The sequence below is a fragment of the Bradyrhizobium sp. NAS80.1 genome, assembly GCF_001908205.1.
Taxonomy (GTDB): domain Bacteria; phylum Pseudomonadota; class Alphaproteobacteria; order Rhizobiales; family Xanthobacteraceae; genus Bradyrhizobium.
This window is the reverse complement of the sequence record NZ_LGHL01000097.1, coordinates 16,051-32,382: the sequence shown is the minus strand read 5'-3', so window position 1 is coordinate 32,382 and position 16,332 is coordinate 16,051. Positions and strand designations below refer to the sequence as shown.

At 64.2% G+C, this 16,332-nt stretch carries 15 protein-coding genes and 1 pseudogene; 4 read left to right on the top strand and 12 right to left on the bottom strand.

Features of this window, described 5'->3' with window-relative positions; all coding sequences use genetic code 11:
* Positions 1 to 1,133: M24 family metallopeptidase (locus tag AC629_RS21915; RefSeq protein WP_084807056.1), on the bottom strand; the 1,133-nt coding region annotated here is incomplete at its 3' end.
* 450 nt (positions 1,134 to 1,583) lie between these two features.
* Here AC629_RS21915 and AC629_RS21910 point away from each other — a divergent pair.
* From AC629_RS21910 to AC629_RS21900, 3 genes are read left to right on the top strand one after another with little or no spacing between them, the layout of a single operon-like run.
* Positions 1,584 to 2,603, top strand: a complete 1,020-nt coding sequence (locus AC629_RS21910; protein WP_084807055.1) for a TRAP transporter substrate-binding protein — start codon at positions 1,584 to 1,586, stop codon at positions 2,601 to 2,603.
* 24 nt (positions 2,604 to 2,627) lie between these two features.
* Entirely contained in the window at positions 2,628 to 4,511 is a 1,884-nt protein-coding gene (locus AC629_RS21905) for a TRAP transporter large permease (protein ID WP_084807054.1), read from the top strand.
* Between the two features lie 24 nt (positions 4,512 to 4,535).
* On the top strand, positions 4,536 to 6,185 hold the full coding sequence (locus AC629_RS21900) for an acyl-CoA synthetase (protein ID WP_084807053.1): 1,650 nt from the start codon (positions 4,536 to 4,538) through the stop codon (positions 6,183 to 6,185).
* Between the two features lie 57 nt (positions 6,186 to 6,242).
* Here the strand turns inward: AC629_RS21900 and AC629_RS21895 are convergent, their stop codons facing one another.
* The 6 genes and pseudogenes from AC629_RS21895 to AC629_RS21870 all read right to left on the bottom strand — a co-directional run bounded on the left by AC629_RS21895 (position 6,243) and on the right by AC629_RS21870 (position 12,862).
* Positions 6,243 to 7,040, bottom strand: coding sequence for an MBL fold metallo-hydrolase (locus AC629_RS21895; protein WP_084807052.1), 798 nt, complete (start codon positions 7,038 to 7,040; stop codon positions 6,243 to 6,245).
* A 13-nt stretch (positions 7,041 to 7,053) separates the two neighbouring features.
* Positions 7,054 to 7,831, bottom strand: a pseudogene (locus tag AC629_RS21890) (TatD family hydrolase).
* A gap of 12 nt (positions 7,832 to 7,843) precedes the next feature.
* Positions 7,844 to 9,820 carry a methionine--tRNA ligase gene (metG, locus tag AC629_RS21885; protein WP_084807051.1) on the bottom strand — a complete coding sequence of 659 codons (1,977 nt, stop codon included), beginning with the start codon at positions 9,818 to 9,820 and terminating at the stop codon, positions 7,844 to 7,846.
* A gap of 47 nt (positions 9,821 to 9,867) precedes the next feature.
* Positions 9,868 to 10,914 (bottom strand): DNA polymerase III subunit delta', encoded by a 1,047-nt coding sequence (locus tag AC629_RS21880; protein ID WP_084807050.1) that lies wholly within the window; start codon positions 10,912 to 10,914, stop codon positions 9,868 to 9,870.
* Positions 10,911 to 11,597 carry a dTMP kinase gene (gene tmk, locus AC629_RS21875; protein WP_084807049.1) on the bottom strand — a complete coding sequence of 229 codons (687 nt, stop codon included), beginning with the start codon at positions 11,595 to 11,597 and terminating at the stop codon, positions 10,911 to 10,913. The genes AC629_RS21880 and tmk overlap by 4 nt, the downstream gene beginning before the upstream one ends.
* Before the next feature lie 2 nt (positions 11,598 to 11,599).
* The gene (locus AC629_RS21870) at positions 11,600 to 12,862 is read right to left on the bottom strand and encodes a D-alanyl-D-alanine carboxypeptidase family protein (protein ID WP_084807048.1); all 1,263 of its coding nucleotides are present in this window, start codon (positions 12,860 to 12,862) and stop codon (positions 11,600 to 11,602) included.
* Between the two features lie 153 nt (positions 12,863 to 13,015).
* On the opposite strand from AC629_RS21870, the gene AC629_RS21865 reads away from it, so the two are divergent.
* Positions 13,016 to 13,972: an alpha/beta fold hydrolase gene (locus AC629_RS21865; protein ID WP_084807058.1), complete on the top strand. Its 957-nt coding sequence runs from the start codon at positions 13,016 to 13,018 to the stop codon at positions 13,970 to 13,972.
* Here the strand turns inward: AC629_RS21865 and AC629_RS21860 are convergent.
* The 5 genes from AC629_RS21860 to AC629_RS21845 form a co-directional block, all read right to left on the bottom strand.
* The gene (locus AC629_RS21860) at positions 13,969 to 14,484 is read right to left on the bottom strand and encodes a GNAT family N-acetyltransferase (protein ID WP_084807047.1); all 516 of its coding nucleotides are present in this window, start codon (positions 14,482 to 14,484) and stop codon (positions 13,969 to 13,971) included. The two genes, AC629_RS21865 and AC629_RS21860, sit on opposite strands and share 4 nt — an antisense overlap.
* Before the next feature lie 27 nt (positions 14,485 to 14,511).
* A complete protein-coding gene (locus AC629_RS21855; RefSeq protein ID WP_084807046.1) occupies positions 14,512 to 15,060 on the bottom strand; it encodes a phage tail protein in 549 nt (182 codons plus the stop codon).
* A gap of 45 nt (positions 15,061 to 15,105) precedes the next feature.
* Complete coding sequence (locus AC629_RS48905; protein ID WP_245331957.1) at positions 15,106 to 15,372, bottom strand: hypothetical protein; 267 nt, start codon at positions 15,370 to 15,372, stop codon at positions 15,106 to 15,108.
* Positions 15,369 to 15,632 carry a phage tail protein gene (locus tag AC629_RS48900; RefSeq protein WP_245331956.1) on the bottom strand — a complete coding sequence of 88 codons (264 nt, stop codon included), beginning with the start codon at positions 15,630 to 15,632 and terminating at the stop codon, positions 15,369 to 15,371. Before AC629_RS48900 ends, AC629_RS48905 begins: the two co-directional genes overlap by 4 nt.
* A gap of 111 nt (positions 15,633 to 15,743) precedes the next feature.
* Positions 15,744 to 16,286 carry a phage tail protein gene (locus AC629_RS21845; RefSeq protein WP_084807045.1) on the bottom strand — a complete coding sequence of 181 codons (543 nt, stop codon included), beginning with the start codon at positions 16,284 to 16,286 and terminating at the stop codon, positions 15,744 to 15,746.
* Positions 16,287 to 16,332 lie beyond the last annotated feature (46 nt).

The following is a 16,332-nucleotide window of genomic DNA, read 5'->3' as shown; positions in this document are numbered from 1 at the left end:
GGCGTCACGACAACCGTGTCCTCGAGCTTGATGAAGCCGCGCCTGGGGTGCTTCATCGTGGTCTCGATCGACACCACCATGCCGGGCTCGAGCGGCAACCGGGCGTCGGTGTCGTCGTAGGGAACCGGACCTTTGGCGGTCAGGCGAGGGGCCTCGTGGCTGACGAGGCCCATGCCGTGCGCCAGGAAATCGGTGCAGTCGCGCTGGCTGATCTGCGCCAGCTGACGCTCGGCAACGACGTAGATCTCACCGCCCATAGCACCCGGCCGGACCGCGCCGAAGGCGGCGCGCTGCACCGCTTCGATCTCGGCCAGACAGTCCTTCAGCTCGGCATCGGGATCGCCCAGCACGGCCATGCGCGCGAGATCGCCGATATAGCCGTGATAGTTGCCGCCGGAGTCGAGCGACAACACGTCGCCTTGCTCCCAACGCTGCGCCGACGGCGCCCGGTTGTGGCTGTTGCCGCAGGCAAGCAGGCAGTATTCGAAGGTCAGGCCACGATTGGCTTCGGCAACGCGAAGTGCGTCCGACAATTGCTGCTTGGTCGTGCCCGGCCCGTGTCCGGCGATCACCTCCAGCATCGAGGCGATCACCAGCTCCGACGCGGTCTTGAGCTTGGCCAGTTCGTCCGCCGACTTGACCGCGCGCAGCCGCTCCAGCACCAGCAGCGCGTCCTTGAACTCGGCGCCGGGCAGGGTGTCAGCCAGCGCCCGGCCCGCGTCCATCGGCAGGAACGCCATCTCGACCCCGACCCGCTTCAGCAGCACGCCGGCGTCCCTGACAAGGCCTATGGCCCGCGTCATCGCGTCGACCGAGCCGCTGGACTCGGTCCGGACGTGTGGCACCCAAAGCGGCGCCACGGCGCGCTGATGGGTCTCCAGCCGGTGGCCGACATAGACGGCTTTGTCGGGCGCGCCCTTGGGATAGACCAGGACCGGCAGATAGCGGCTGACGCCCATGGCGTCCATGTAGTCGAAGAAGATCGCGCGCTCGGCACCCAGCAGGTACTGCACATTGTGCTTGGAGGTCGCGACCAGCACGTCGAGGCCGGCGGCCTCCATCAGGCGGTCGAGCTTGGCGGCGTCGAATGGAATGGTGCGCGAGCCGGTCGCGCTTGCGACGTTCTCCTGCATGACGAACCTCCCAATGCTGTGTGGCACTCAGCTGCAGTGTCGGTTGACGCTCGTTGGGGCCAAGTGTGGGCCGGGAGCGGGGTATTTGAGTAGCCGTGGATTTGGCTGGCCTGACCTGCACACCCATATCCGTAATTCGCATAAGGTATATTATGGAATATATTTATATCTAATTAGATCAGATATTTAGGTCGAATTCCTCCCACAGCGCCTTCGCTCAGGGTCCGTTTTCGGCTTCGCGCTTGCTCATCGCCTCAGCTCTTGACGGCTACTGTGCATGGGGTTGTTTTTCAGTTTTTGAAACCGGCCCATGTGCCGAAAGCCGATATTGCCGTGACGTTGTCCGGCTGCAATAAGCGAAGCTCGCGAGATCGCAGCTGACCTTCTGACCCGACGTCCGTATAGGTTTGCATCTCACAACAAGAACAATCCTTTTGAGGAAGCAGACCCATGAGCTTTTCCCGACGCACGCTTCTCAAGGCCTCCGCCGCGACCGCTATCTTTGGCGGCGTCAGCGCGCCTTACGTGGCGCGTGCCCAGGCCGCCGAGTTCTCCTACAAGTTCGCCAACAACCTGCCGGAGTCGCATCCGTTCGTGACCCGGGCCCGTGAGATGGCAGCTGCGATTAAGACCGAGACCAACGGCCGGTTCGACCTGCAAGTCTTCCCGAACAGCCAGCTCGGCTCCGACACCGACATGCTGAGCCAGGTGCGCTCCGGCGGCGTCGAGTTCTTCACGCTGTCCGGCCTGATCCTGGCCACCCTGGTACCGGCAGCCTCGATCAACGGCATCGGCTTCGCGTTCCCGGACTATCCCACGGTCTGGAAGGCCATGGACGGCGAGCTCGGCGCCTATGTTCGCGGCGAGATCAACAAGGCCGGCCTCGAGGTCATGGAGAAGATCTGGGACAACGGCTTCCGCCAGACCACGTCGTCGACCAAGCCGATCAACGGCCCTGACGACTTCAAGGGCTTCAAGATCCGCGTGCCGGTGTCGCCGCTGTGGACCTCGATGTTCAAGGCGTTCGATGCCTCGCCCGCCTCGATCAATTTCAGCGAGGTCTATTCGGCGCTCCAGACCAAGATCGTCGAGGGCCAGGAGAACCCGCTGGCGCTGATCTCGGCAGCGAAGCTCTACGAGGTCCAGAAGTACTGCTCGCTGACCAACCACATGTGGGACGGTTTCTGGTTCCTGATGAACCGCCGCGCCTGGCAGGCGCTGCCGGACGATATCAAGGCGATCGTCGCCAAGAACGTCAACGCAGCCGCCGTCAAGGAGCGCGAGGACACGGAGAAGCTCAATGCCACCGTCAAGCAGGAGCTGACCGGCAAGGGCCTGCTGTTCAATCAGCCCGAGGTCGGGCCGTTCCGCGACAAGCTGCGCGCGGCCGGCTTCTACGCCGAGTGGAAGGGCAAGTACGGCGAGAAGGCCTGGGATCTGCTCGAAAAGTCCGTCGGCAAGCTGTCGTAACGCGTAAGCAATAGGGGCCTTGCCATGGCTCATGTCGACATGACGCCAGCCGTGGCCGGCGAGGTGGCCGAGTCCCCTCGCCGCCGGCCTGTGCTTGGTTCCATCGAGCTTGCTCTCAAATGGCTGGTCGAGATCCCGGCGGCGATCCTCGTCGTCGCCGAGGTCGTGATCCTGTTTGCCGGCGTGGTCTCGCGCTACGTGCTGCATGCTCCGCTGGTCTGGTCGGACGAGCTAGCCTCGATGCTGTTCCTGTGGCTGGCGATGCTGGGCTCGGCGGTCGCGTTCCGCCGCAACGAGCACATGCGGATGACGGCGCTGGTCGCCAGCGCCGGCCCAAGGCTCCGGGCCTATCTCGACGTGGTCGCGACCTGTGCCGCGCTGGCCTTCCTGCTGCTGATCGTGCGCCCGGCCTATGAATACGCCTACGAGGAAAGCTTCATCACCACACCGGCGCTCCAGATCTCCAACACCTGGCGCGCCGCGGCGCTGCCTGTGGGCATCTGTCTGATGGTGCTGTTCGCGCTGCTGCGGCTGCTCCGCGTCGGCGACCTCAAGACCTTGCTGGCGGCTGCGGCGACCGTCGCCGTCCTGATCGCCCTGTTCTGGTTCGCGCAGCCGCTGCTCAAGCCGCTCGGCAACATCAACCTGATCATCTTCTTCGTCGGCGTTGTCGGCTTCTGCGTGTTCGCGGGCGTGCCGATTGCGTTCGCGTTTGGACTTGCGATCTTCGGCTATCTGGCGCTGACCACGCGGACGCCGCTGATGGTGCTGGTCGGGCGCATGGACGAGGGCATGAGCCACCTGATCCTGCTCTCGGTGCCGCTGTTCGTGTTCCTGGGGCTCCTGATCGAGATGACCGGGATGGCGAAGGCGATGGTGGCGTTCCTGGCGAGCCTGCTCAGCCATGTCCGCGGCGGCCTGCATTATGTGCTGGTCGGCGCCATGTACCTGGTCTCCGGTATTTCCGGCGCCAAGGCGGCTGACATGGCGGCGGTCGCGCCGGTGCTGTTTCCGGAGATGAAGCAGCGCGGCGCCCGTTCCGGCGATCTCGTTGCGCTCCTGGCGGCCACCGGCGCCCAGACCGAGACCATACCGCCAAGCCTCGTGCTGATCACCATCGGCTCGGTGACCGGCGTTTCGATTTCGGCATTGTTCACCGGCGGTCTGCTGCCCGGCTTCGTGCTGGCGCTGACCCTGTCGGGGCTGGTGTGGTGGCGCTACCGCGGCGAGGACCTCAGCCACGTCCAGCGCGCGACCTCGCGCGAGATTGCGCGGACGTTCCTGGTCGCGATCCCTGCCCTGGCCCTGCCCTTCGTGATCCGCTACGCCGTCGTCGAAGGCATCGCCACGGCGACTGAAGTGTCGACCATCGGCATCGTCTACGCACTCCTGATTGGGCTCCTGATCTACCGGCAGTTCGACTGGCGGCGGCTGCTGCCGATGCTGATCGAGACCGCCTGCCTGTCGGGCGCCATCCTGCTCATCATCGGCACGGCGACCGGCATGGCCTGGGGCCTGACCCAATCCGGCTTCTCACGTGCGCTCGCGGCCTCCATGACCGGCCTGCCCGGCGGCTCGGCGACCTTTATCGCGGTCTCGATCCTGGCCTTCGTGATCCTCGGCAGCGTGCTGGAGGGCATTCCGGCGATCGTGCTGTTCGGGCCGCTGCTGTTTCCGATCGCGCGCCTCGTCGGGGTGCACGAGGTGCACTACGCCATGATCATCATTCTGGCGATGGGTATCGGGCTATTCGCCCCGCCGTTCGGCGTCGGCTATTATGCCGCCTGCGCCATCGGACGCGTCGACCCGGCCGAAGGCATCAGGCCGATCTGGGGCTACCTGCTGGCGCTGCTCGTGGGATTAATCATCGTCGCGGTCTTCCCGTGGATCTCAATCGGATTCCTGTAAGCCTGCGCGTGAAGGAGGGTGTCGATGAGTGAGCGACAGAACCAATACAACATCGGCCTTGACAAGACGCCCGCCAACTACGTGCCGCTGAGCCCGCTGAGCTTCCTGGCGCGCAGTGCTGCGGTCTATCCCGATCACGTCAGTGCGGTCTATGAGGGGCGCAGCTTCACGTGGCGCGAGACGCATGAGCGCTGCAAGCGCTTTGCGTCCTGGCTTGCCGGCAAGGGCATCGGCGTCGGCGACACCGTGGCGGCGATGCTGCCGAACATTCCGGCTATGAACGAAGCGCATTTCGCAGTGCCGATGACGGGTGCCGTGCTCAACGCGCTCAACATCCGCCTTGACGCACCCTCCATCGCGTTTCAGCTCGACCATGGCGGGGCCAAGATCCTCCTGGTCGATCCGGAATTTTCGGCCGTCATCAGCGACGCGCTCGCGCAAATGAATGGGCCGAAGCCGTTGGTGGTCGACGTCGATGACGCCTCCTTCAAGGGCGGCAAGCGCATCGGCGAGATCGAGTATGAGGCGGCCGTTGCGCAGGGTGACTCGAATTTCGCAGCGATTCCGCCGAAGGACGAATGGGACGCGATCGCGCTGAGCTACACCTCGGGCACGACGGGCAATCCCAAGGGCGTCGTCACCCATCATCGCGGCGCCTATCTCAACGCCATCAGCAACATCCTCGCCGGCAATCTCGGCCAGCACCCGGTCTATCTCTGGACACTGCCCATGTTCCATTGCAACGGCTGGTGCTTCCCGTGGACCATTGCGGCTGCCGCCGGGATCAATGTCTGCCTGCGCAAGGTCGAGCCGACCAAGATCTTCGAGCTGATCAAGACGCACGGCGTCACCCACATGTGCGGCGCGCCGATCGTCTACAACGTGCTGATCAACGCACCCGATGCACCGAAGGGCGGCGCGGCGCATCGCGTCGTCGGGCTGATCGCAGGTGCCGCGCCGCCGGTCGCGGTGCTGGAAGGCGCTGAAAACATCGGCATCAAGCTCACCCATGTCTACGGCCTGACCGAGGTTTACGGTCCCGCCTCCGTCTGCGCCGAGCAGCCGGGCTGGGACGAGCTTCCGGCCGCCGATCGCGCACGCATGAAGCGGCGGCAGGGCGTGCCCTACCCGCTCGAGGAAGGCGTCACCGTGATCAATCCGCAGACCATGCAGGAAGTGCCGCGCGACGGCGAGACCATCGGCGAGGTCATGTTCCGCGGCAACATCGTGATGAAGGGCTATCTCAAGAACGAGAAGGCCACGAAGGAAGCCTTCGAAGGCGGCTGGTTTCACACCGGCGATCTCGGCGTGCTCGACGAGCATGGCTACGTCACCATCAAGGACCGCTCCAAGGACATCATCATCTCCGGCGGCGAGAACATCTCCTCCGTCGAGGTCGAGGACATCCTTTACAAGCACCCCGCCGTGCTGTTCGCCGCCGTGGTCGCAAAGCCCGATCCGAAATGGGGCGAGGTGCCCTGCGCCTTCGTCGAACTGAAGGACGGCGCGAGTGCAACCGAGGCCGACATCATCGCGTTCTGCCGGTCGCATATGAGCGGCTTCAAGACGCCGAAGGCCGTCGTGTTCGGACCGATCCCGAAGACCTCGACCGGCAAGATCCAGAAATTCCTGCTGCGGAGCGAGGTGGGATCGTCGAAGGCGATCTCGACCTGAGCCTGTCCTGGCTTCAGGCACATTTAGAAACATCGGCCGCGTCTGCGCCGCGATTCCTCAGCGCATCTCCAGCCGCAGCCCGTCATAGGCTGGGATCACGCCGGATGGCAGCGATTGCCGGATCACCTCGTAATCGACATCGGCCGTCATGTTGGTGATGACGGCACGCTTCGGCTTGAAGCGCTCGATCCAGGACAGCGCCTCGTTGATGCTGAAATGGCTGGAGTGGCTGGCGTAGCGCAATCCATCAATGATCCAGAGATCGAGATTTTCCAGCGCGCCCCAGCTCTCGCGCGGGATGTCGTTGAGGTCGGGCGTGTAGGCGGCATTGCCAATGCGATAGCCGAGAGCCGGGATCTTGCCGTGCTGCACCAGGAAGGCCCGCAGCGTCACCGCGCCCCCTTTCCCCAAAATCGTCTGGCTCTCGCCTGCCTCGATTCCATGCCGCGTCAGGATCGGCGGATAATCACTGCCCTCCGGCGAGATGAAGCAATAGGAGAACCGCGCCATGATGTCCTTGGCGGTCGACTGGTTGAAATAGACCGGAATGCGCTTGCGCATGTGAAGGACGACCGAGCGCAGATCGTCCATGCCATGGGTCTGGTCGGCATGCTCATGCGTCAGGAACACCGCATCGATGTGATCGACATTGGCATCGATGAGCTGCTCGCGCAGATCCGGCGAGGTGTCGATCACGATGCGCGTGGTGCCATGCTCGCCGGTATGCTCGACCAGCAGCGAGCAGCGGCGTCGGCGGTTCTTTGGATTGTTGGGATCGCAGGCGCCCCAGCCGAGCGCCGGGCGCGGCACGCCGGCGGAGGAGCCGCAGCCCAGGATCGTCAGCGTCAGCGTCATGCGGCTTCCAGTCTCAAGCTTTCACTTTGGCGAACAGGCGGAAGAAGTTTTCGGTGGTCTGGCGTGAGATCTCATCAAGCGGCACGCCGCGCGTTTCGGCGAGCACCTTTGCGACCTCGACCACATAGGCCGGCTCGTTGCGTTTGCCCCGGAACTTGCCAGGCGCAAGATAGGGTGAGTCTGTTTCAACCAGAATACGGTCAGACGGTAATTCGGCCGCCAATGCACGCAAGGCATCCGACTTCTTGAAGGTCACGATGCCTGTGAAGCCGATATAGAGCCCGAGCGATACTGCCTTCAGCGCCAGCTCGCGCCCGCCGGTGTAACAATGCAGCACGGCGCGAAACGCCCCCCTTCGCCGCCTCCTCTTCCAGGATGCGGGCGCAATCCTCATCCGCCTCCCGAGTGTGGATCACCAGCGGCAGCCCGGTCACCCGCGCGGCCGCGATGTGGGCGCGAAAGCCCCTCGCCTGCGCCTCCGGCGAACCGTTGTCATAGAAATAATCGAGCCCGGCTTCACCGAGCGCGACGACCTTGGGATGCTCCGTCAGCGCAATCAGCTCATTCGGCGAGATACCGTCTTCCTCATCCGCGTTGTGCGGATGAGTGCCGACCGAGCAATAGACATCGTCGTAGCGCTCGGCAATCGCGAGCAGGTCTTTCAGACGCCGCACCCGCGTCGAGATCGTGACCATGCGGCCGATGCCGGCCGCACGTGCACGCGAGACGATCCCGTCGAGATCTTCCGCAAAGTCAGGAAAATCCAGGTGGCAGTGACTGTCGACCAGCATCGTGCGAACGCCTCAGGCCGCCGGCTCGATGTAGCGCGGGAACGCCGGCGTCGGCGCCGGCAGCGTCGAGCCCGGCGCGATCCGCCTGGCTCCACCGAGCATGGCGAAGTTGCGCTCACCTTCGGAGATGCCGAGGCTGTCGAGCAGCAAGCCCGAGGCGGTCGGCATCGCCGGCTGTGCCAGGATCGCGATCTGGCGCACGACTTCGGCGGTGACATAGAGCACCGTCTTCTGCCGCGCAGGATCGGTCTTGGCGAGCGCCCACGGCGCCTCACCCGCGAAATAGCGGTTGGCTTCCGCGACCACGGCCCAGACGGCATTGAGCCAGTGATGGATCTGCTGCGTCGCCATCGCTTCACGGCTGGCCGCGACCATGCCGTCGGCCATCGCCAAGATCGCCTTGTCGTTGTCGCTGAACTCGCCTGGCTCCGGCAGCACGCCGCCGAGCTGTTTTGCGATCATCGACAGCGAGCGCTGCGCGAGGTTGCCGAGATCATTGGCGAGGTCGGCATTGATGCGCGCGACGATGGCCTCGTGATTGTAGTTGCCATCCTGTCCGAACGGCACCTCGCGCAGGAAGAAATAGCGCATCTGGTCGACGCCGTACTGGTCCGCGAGATTGAATGGGTCGACGACGTTGCCGACCGACTTCGACATCTTCTCGCCCCTGTTGAATAGGAAGCCGTGGGCATAGACCCGCTTCTGCACGGGAATGCCGGCCGACATCAGGAACGCGGGCCAATACACCGCGTGGAAGCGGATGATGTCCTTGCCGATGATGTGCACATCAGCCGGCCAGTAGCGCCACTTCTCGTCGCTTTCATCGGGGAATCCGACGCCGGTGATGTAATTGGTCAGCGCGTCGACCCACACATACATCACGTGCTCTTCGTCGCCGGGGACCTTGACGCCCCAGTCGAAGGTGGTGCGCGAGATCGAGAGATCGCGCAGGCCGCCCTTGACGAAGCTCACCACCTCGTTCTTGCGGGAGTCCGGACCGATAAAATCGGGATTGTCCGTGTAGAGCTTGAGCAATTTGTCCTGATAGGCCGACAGGCGGAAGAAATAGCTCTTTTCCTCGACCCATTCGACTGGCGTGCCCTGCGGACCAAGGCGTACGCCGTCATCGTTCAGGCGCGTCTCGTCCTCGGCGTAATAGGCTTCGTCGCGAACGGAGTACCAGCCGGAATAGGTGTCGGCATAGATATCGCCGTTCGCTTCCATGCGCCGCCAGATCTCCTGGCTGGAGCGATGGTGCTGTTCTTCAGTGGTGCGGATGAAGCGGTCGAACGAGACATTCAGACGCTCATCCATCTCCTTGAAGCGGCCGGCGTTACGGGCCGCGAGCGCGGACGGGGTCAGGCCCTCGTTCTGCGCGGTCTGGATCATCTTCAGACCGTGCTCGTCGGTACCGGTCAGGAAGAATACATCCTTGCCGTCGAGCCGCGCAAAGCGCGCCAACACGTCGGTCGCGATCGCCTCATAGGCGTGGCCGATATGCGGGCTGCCATTGGGATAGGCGATCGCGGTCGTGATGTAGAAGACGTTGTCGCGTGCAGGTGCTGCAACGGCTGCCGCGGCCTGCGGCGGAGCGACAGCCTTCGGGGCGCGCGGCGCCTTCGGCTTGGGTGCCTTCGGAGCGGTGGCCGCGGCCGGTACGGCGGCGACGGGAGGAGCAATCACCCTCGCCTTCTTGGCCACCTTCTTCGCCGGAGCCTTGCTCGCCGAAGTCTTGGCTGGCTTCGCGGTGGCCTTTTTCTTTGAGGCTGTCTTGGCAACGGCCTGCTTCTTCGCGGCCTTCTTGCCGGCTTTCTTTGCCATCTTCGCTGCGCTCTTCTTCACGCGCGTCTTGGCGGCAGCCTTCTTGCGCTTCTCGACCTTCTTGGCAACCTTGCGCGCGCGCGCCTTCGTCGCCTTCTTGGTGGCTTTTTTCGCAGCCTTGTTCTTGCTGCTCTTGCCTTTAACGGTTTTCTTAGCTCGCGTTGCCACCACGAATTCCTTTACCGGCTTCTCGAAATTTGGAAACGAACCTGCGCCTAGCGCGTTGCGTCCGCCAGCCAGCTGAACACCGAGAAAACCAAGGGCTTTCGCTCCAGATTGTAGGTTTCGGTGTCGCGCGCGGCGCGGACGATCTTTTCCCATACCTCCGCAAGGCGCGCAAGGCGCGGCAGGTTCTGGTTGGCATTGGCTTCGTCGGAATGCAGGCGCTCCGCGATCCAGCGGTCGATGCCGTCTATGAAGGCTGCAAGCGCGACACGGTCGCTGGTGCCGAGCGAATCGCCAAGCGTATGCAATTCGCGCGGATCGACCTGCGGCAAACGTGCCAGGAGCGCCGCCGTGCGCTGCTGGAGTTTCAGCGCGTCACCGCCGAGCAGCGTCAGCGCCCGCGCGACACTGCCCTCCGAGGCCTCGGCCGCCTCGCGCAGCGCCGGATCGTTCGGATCGAGATCGGCGGCGCTCGCTGCGGCGCCAATCACGTCGTCGGTTGCGAGCGGACGCAGGCGCAGCTTGCGGCAGCGCGACTGGATCGTGGCGAGCACGCGTGCTGGCGCGTGGCTCACCAGCAGGAACAGCGATTGCTGCGGCGGCTCTTCGAGAATTTTCAGCAGCGCGTTGGCCGCATTCGGATTGAGCTCGTCGACGGTGTCGACGATGCAGACGCGCCAACCTTCCGCCGTCGCGGTCGAGCCGAAGAAGCCGATCGTCTCACGTGTCTCGTCCACGGTGATCACGGTGCGCATCACGCCGCGGTCATTGGCGGTGCGCTCCAGTGTCAACAAGCCGCCGTGCGAGCTCGCCGCAACCTGTCGCGCCACGGCGTCGCCCGGATCGATCGCGAGGTTTTCGGCCCGCTGCACGGATGGCGCCAGAGGCTGGCCGTGGGCGAGCACGAAGCGCGCCATGCGATAGGCCAGTGTCGCCTTGCCGATCCCCTGCGGCCCGCCGATCAGCCAGGCATGCGGAATGCGCCCGCTGCGATAGGCAGCCAGCAGCGCCGTCTCGGCCTCGCGGTGGCCGAACAGAAGGCTCGTCTCGCGCGGATGGGAAATGGCTGTTTCGCGCTCGGCCTGACGCGGGCTCATGCTGAAACCACCGAGGCAGGCGTTGGAAGGAGGCGGTCGCGCAGCGCGGTCCAGACCCGCCCGGCAACCGTATCGGGGTCGGAATTGGCGTCGATCAGCACACAGCGCGCGGGATCTTCCGCGGCGATCTTGCGATAGGCTTCGCGCAGGCCCTGATGGAAGCTGAGCTTCTCGCTCTCGAACCGATCAGGCGTGCCGCTGCCACGGCGCGCCGCGGCGCGCTGCAGGCCGATCTCGACCGGCAGGTCGAGAATGACGGTGAGGTCCGGCTTGAGATCGCCGATCGTGACCCGCTGCATCGCGTTGATGAGCCCGGCCGGAACGCTGCCGAGGCTGCCCTGATAGGCCCGCGTCGAGTCGGCGAAACGGTCGCACAGGACCCAGGTGCCCTGGCTAAGCGCGGGCTCGATCACGGTGCGGACATGGTCATCGCGGGCGGCGGCAAACAGCAGCGTCTCGGCTTCCGGGCCGAGCAGCTTGCCCATTCCTGAGAGTACCAGATGCCGCATGATCTCGGCGCCCGGCGAACCGCCCGGCTCGCGCGTGACGAGGGTCCGGAGCCTGGCTGCATTGAGCCGGTCGGCGAGCTTCTTGATCTGGGTCGACTTGCCCGTCCCCTCGCCGCCTTCGAAGGTGATGAAGCGTCCGCGCCCGGACGGCCGCTGTGCTGCGCTTTCACTCATGGTCAGAGCTTTGCGGCGCCTGCGCGGAACATGCCGATGACGAGCTCGCTGGCCCCGTCGATCGCACGCCGTACAGTCGAGCCGGTGCCGATCGCCTCGCCGGCATAGACCGGCGTCTCCACCGCGATGTTGCCGCTGCGCCAGACCTTGACTACGCCGACCTGCTGACCCTCGCGGATCGGCGCGCGCACCGGACCGGTATAGACCACGCGTGCGATCAGCTTGTCGCCGCCACTCTTGTGCACCATTACCTTCACAGGCTCTTTGGCAACGAGCTTCACCGAGCGGCTATCGCCGCCGAACACCTTGGCGTTGCCAACCGGCTCGCCGGCAGCGATTAGCGTGCGGGTCTCGAAATTGCGAAAGCCCCATTCCAGCATCTTCTTGGCTTCCGTGGCGCGATCTTCCGAGTCTTCCAGCCCGTTGACGACCACGATCAGCCGCGTGCCGCTCTGAACGGCCGAGCCGACCATGCCGTAGCCGCCCTCCTTGGTGTAGCCGGTCTTCAGACCGTCGGCGCCTTCCATCGAGTTGAGCAGCGGATTGCGGTTGAGCTGACGGATCTTGTTCCAGGTAAACTCCTTCTCGCCGAACAGTTTGTAGAATTCGGGGAAGTCCAGGATGATGTGCCGGGCGAGGATCCCGAGCTCGCGCACCGTCATCTTGTTGCCGGGGTCGGGCAAACCGTTGGAGTTGCCGAAGGTCGACTTCATCATGCCGAGTTCGCGGGCACGCTTGGTCATGAAGTCAGCGGCAAAGATCTTCTCGTTGCCGGCGATGCCTTCGGCCAGTGCAATGCAGGCGTCATTGCCGCTCTGGATGATCGCACCGTGCAGGAGATCGTCGACCGAGACCTTGCTGTTGATCGCGGCGAACATGGTCGATGTGCCTGAGGGGGCCCCGCCCCTGCGCCAGGCGTTCTCGCTGATCCGGTACTCGTCGGTGAGCTTGATGTCGCCGTTCTTGACGGCGTTGAAGACCACTTCCGCCGTCATCAGCTTCATCATGCTGGAGGGCGCGCGCATCTCGTCGGCGTTCTTCTCGAACAGCACACTGCCGCTGGAGGCCTCGATCAGGATCGCGGTCGGGGCGTCGCCGTCGAAACCGGCATCCTCCGTCTTCTTGGCGCCCTGGATGCTCTGATTGGCAGCATAGAGCGCCCCGCCCCAGCCGATCCCCGCCACCAGAACCGCAGCGAGCAGCCCGCGCGCCAGCGCCCCGGCGGTGAGCCGGCTGCAACGAAGCAAAGAAAGACGAAATGCCATGGCCAAGCCCTGAGAGCGGCGTTCTAACAGTCGGAACCGGGACAAACAACACGAGGCTGGCCGCCGGAACCCGAGATTGCACGATTCTCGTTGCGCCCCTATCGTGGCACATCATATTTGTCGACCAAACCTCTGAAACAAGGCGGAAAAGCGATGTCGTCCACCCGCGTGATCAAGGCCAACGGCATCGACCTGTTCATCCGGGAAGCCGGCCGGGGGCCGCTGGTGGTGCTCTGCCACGGCTGGCCGGAACTTTCCTATTCGTGGCGCCACCAGATCCCGGCGCTGGCGGACGCAGGTTTCCGCGTCGTCGCCCCCGACATGCGTGGTTATGGGCAGAGCACGGCGCCAGCGGACGTCGCCGCCTATTCGATCTTCGACACGGTCGGCGACGTCGTCGGCCTGGTGCAGGCGCTCGGCGAGACCAAGGCGATGGTGATCGGCCACGACTGGGGCGCGCCGGTCGCCTGGCATGCGGCACTGTTCCGGCCCGACATCTTCACGGCGGTCGCGGGCCTGAGCGTTCCGCCGCCGTTCCGCGGCCGCGGCAAGCCGCTCGACCTGTTGCGCCAGAACGGCGTCACCAACTTCTACTGGCAATATTTCCAGACATCAGGCGTCGCCGAAGCCGAGTTCGAGCATGACGTCGCCCGCACCATGCGGATCGTGCTCGGCGGCCGCGGCCTCGCCGATCCCAGCGCCGCCATGTTCGTGCAGGACGGCAAAGGCTTCCTCGGCCACGCGACCGCCGAAGAACCGCTGCCGGCCTGGCTGAGCGAGGCTGACCTTGCCTATTTCACCGAGAGCTTCCGGAAGTCCGGCTTCCGCGGCGGGCTGAACTGGTATCGGAACCTCGACCGCAATTGGGAGCTGACGGCGCCATGGCAGGATGCGCAGATCCACCAGCCATCGCTGTTCATCGCCGGCTCGAAAGACGCCGTCATCACCGGCCTGATCGGGGCCAAGCGCATCAACGAACTCGAGCGCGTGCTGCCCAATCTCAAGCGCAAGCTCATCATCGAGGGCGCCGGCCATTGGGTGCAGCAGGAGCGGCCCGACGAGGTCAACGCTGCGCTCGTGAGCTTCTTGCGCGAGGCGGCGTCGCGCTAGGCGAAATCCTTTCTCATCGCAACGTGCGCGGCGCCCGCTTGTCCGGTCTCGGCAAATCCTTGCCGCAGGTAGAACCGGCGCGCGGCGAGATTGCTCGCGAGCACCGACAGCGTCAGCGCCCCGACACCCTGCCGCCGTGCGCTCGCTTCGAGAGCTTCCATGATCTTGGTCCCGGCACCGCGACCGCAAGCGGCCGGCAGCAGCGCGATGTCGATGATGTGCCAGTCCTCGCTTGGGCAATGGAGCAGGAGCCGGCCGATCGCGGTCTCGCCTTGTGTCACAATGAGCGAGATCGCACCCGGAAAATGCGCGGCATAGCCGGCCACTTGGCTCTGGAACTGCTGCGCGACGATCTGGCTGGCGACTGGTCCGGACAAGCCCGTAGCAGTGAATTGTCCTGTTCGCACCTCCTCGAAGAAGCGCCGAATGAACGGCTCGTCGATCGGCCCTGCAGGCCTAAGCCGCGGAGCCGGATCGTCCGGCACGATGTCGAGCGACATGGCGTCAAACATGCTGTCGCGCGCGCGGCGCCAGATCGTTCAGGAGGTGCCGAAGGACGGAAAGATTCCCGCATAGGCGATACACCACACGATAGCCTGGGTGGGCTGCATGTTATCGTGGGGCTGGCCCTGCCCGGTGAACGTGACGGCGTTGGCGGCCAGGGTGAGATTGCCGGGCGGAGCGACAAATCCGTTGAATTGGGGATTGATCGCCACCATGTTCGAAGCCGTCCCGGGACCCGGCGCGGCATTCTCGGCGTTGCTGGCGCCGAGTTGCAAGGCGTGCGTGTGCCTGGCCATCTGGTCCGAAGTCAGGTTGACCGTCGGACTGCCGACGACCTCGCCGATGACGCGGTTCTGTAATCCCGGACCTTGGCCCTGGCTGATCGCAACCGAACCGTTCAGGTTCGGCAACGCGAAGTTGGTCGTGCCATTGCCGCCATAATAAGTGCCGATCAGCGCGAATAACGGAGTGTAACGCTGAATCGGCAGGAGCTGGCCCAAGCAAGGCAGCCAGGCACTGTTGAAGCCGGCCGTCGCGAAGGGAAACGGAAAAGCTTGAATTTCTCCGACGTACGGATCCGACATGGTGGCGCTCCTTGAGACTGAATGGCAGACTCGCTGGCGAGCAGATTAGCCGGCCGTGGGAAAGATGCCGTCGTTGCAGATGCAGTAATTGGCAACGACGGTGGGCATCATGTTGTTGTGCCCGACGCTGGTGCCCGCTGTGGTGACGCAGGCGGCCATCGTCGCATAGGTCCCGGCGTTAGCGGCCGGCGCATAGAGATTGCCTGCCGAGGCGGTGGCAAGATGGACGGTCTGTGCGGGCGTAGGCGTCGTTCCCGTTGCCGTCGAGGACATCAGCGCATGACTATGGGCCGGCATTTCGGCTTCGATCAACGTGTGGTTTCCTCGCCCCCATTCTGACCCAGCAAATAGTTCGGAAAGCCTGTCCCCTGCCCCTGTCCCATCGCAACGCGGCCGCGAAGATCAGGAAGGTTGAAGGTGTTGACGCCATCCCCGCCATAGGTGGTGCCGATGACGGTAAAAAGCGTTTGATGTTGCGCAATCGCCAGCGACTGCCCGTTGCACGCGAACCAACCATCCGGCACTCGCGGAAAGCCAATCAACCGAATCTCGCCGACAAATGGATCTGCCATCGGATATGATCCCTTGCTTATGCGCCCCGTTCCGATCCGATCGGTGAATGCGCAACTATTCGAAATTGATGTGGACGGATTTCGTTTGCGAACATGCCGCTGCGCGGCCGATCAGTTTCGCGACGGATAAGCCCCCTGCGTTGCGATCAGATAGCTGATCGCGAGGTAGGGCTGCATGTTGTTGTGCGCCTGCCCACTGCCTTCGTTCACCAGATTGGTCCCGGATGCCAATGGCGTCTCGGCGCTCCCGGCTGTCCCAAATATCTTCTTCGGGTTATCGCTCGGCAGCGTGTTCGTGCCAAAAATGTTGTTGGCAGGCGGAGCACCACGTCCGCTTCCGCTCGTCGCAACCGCCTGGATCAGGTGATTGTGGCTCGGTAGCTGAGGCACGGTGAGAGTGACCGACATCGATCCGCTGGTCATGCCCACCGGATACTGGCCGCCGTTGCCAGTCGAGCCGAGGATGGCACGGCCGCGAAGATCCGGGAGCCCAAAGGTTCGGACACCGTCACCGCCGTAATAGGTACCGATCAACGAGAACAGCGCCTGATTGGTCTGGATCGCCAACAATGCGCCGTTGCAAGGCGCCCAGCCTCTGGGAATCACGGCACCCGCAAAAGGCATGATCTGGCCGAGAATCGGCTGGTACGGCATGACCCCTTCCCCCAAAAATCAGACGGCCTGTCGCGCGCTGACGTGA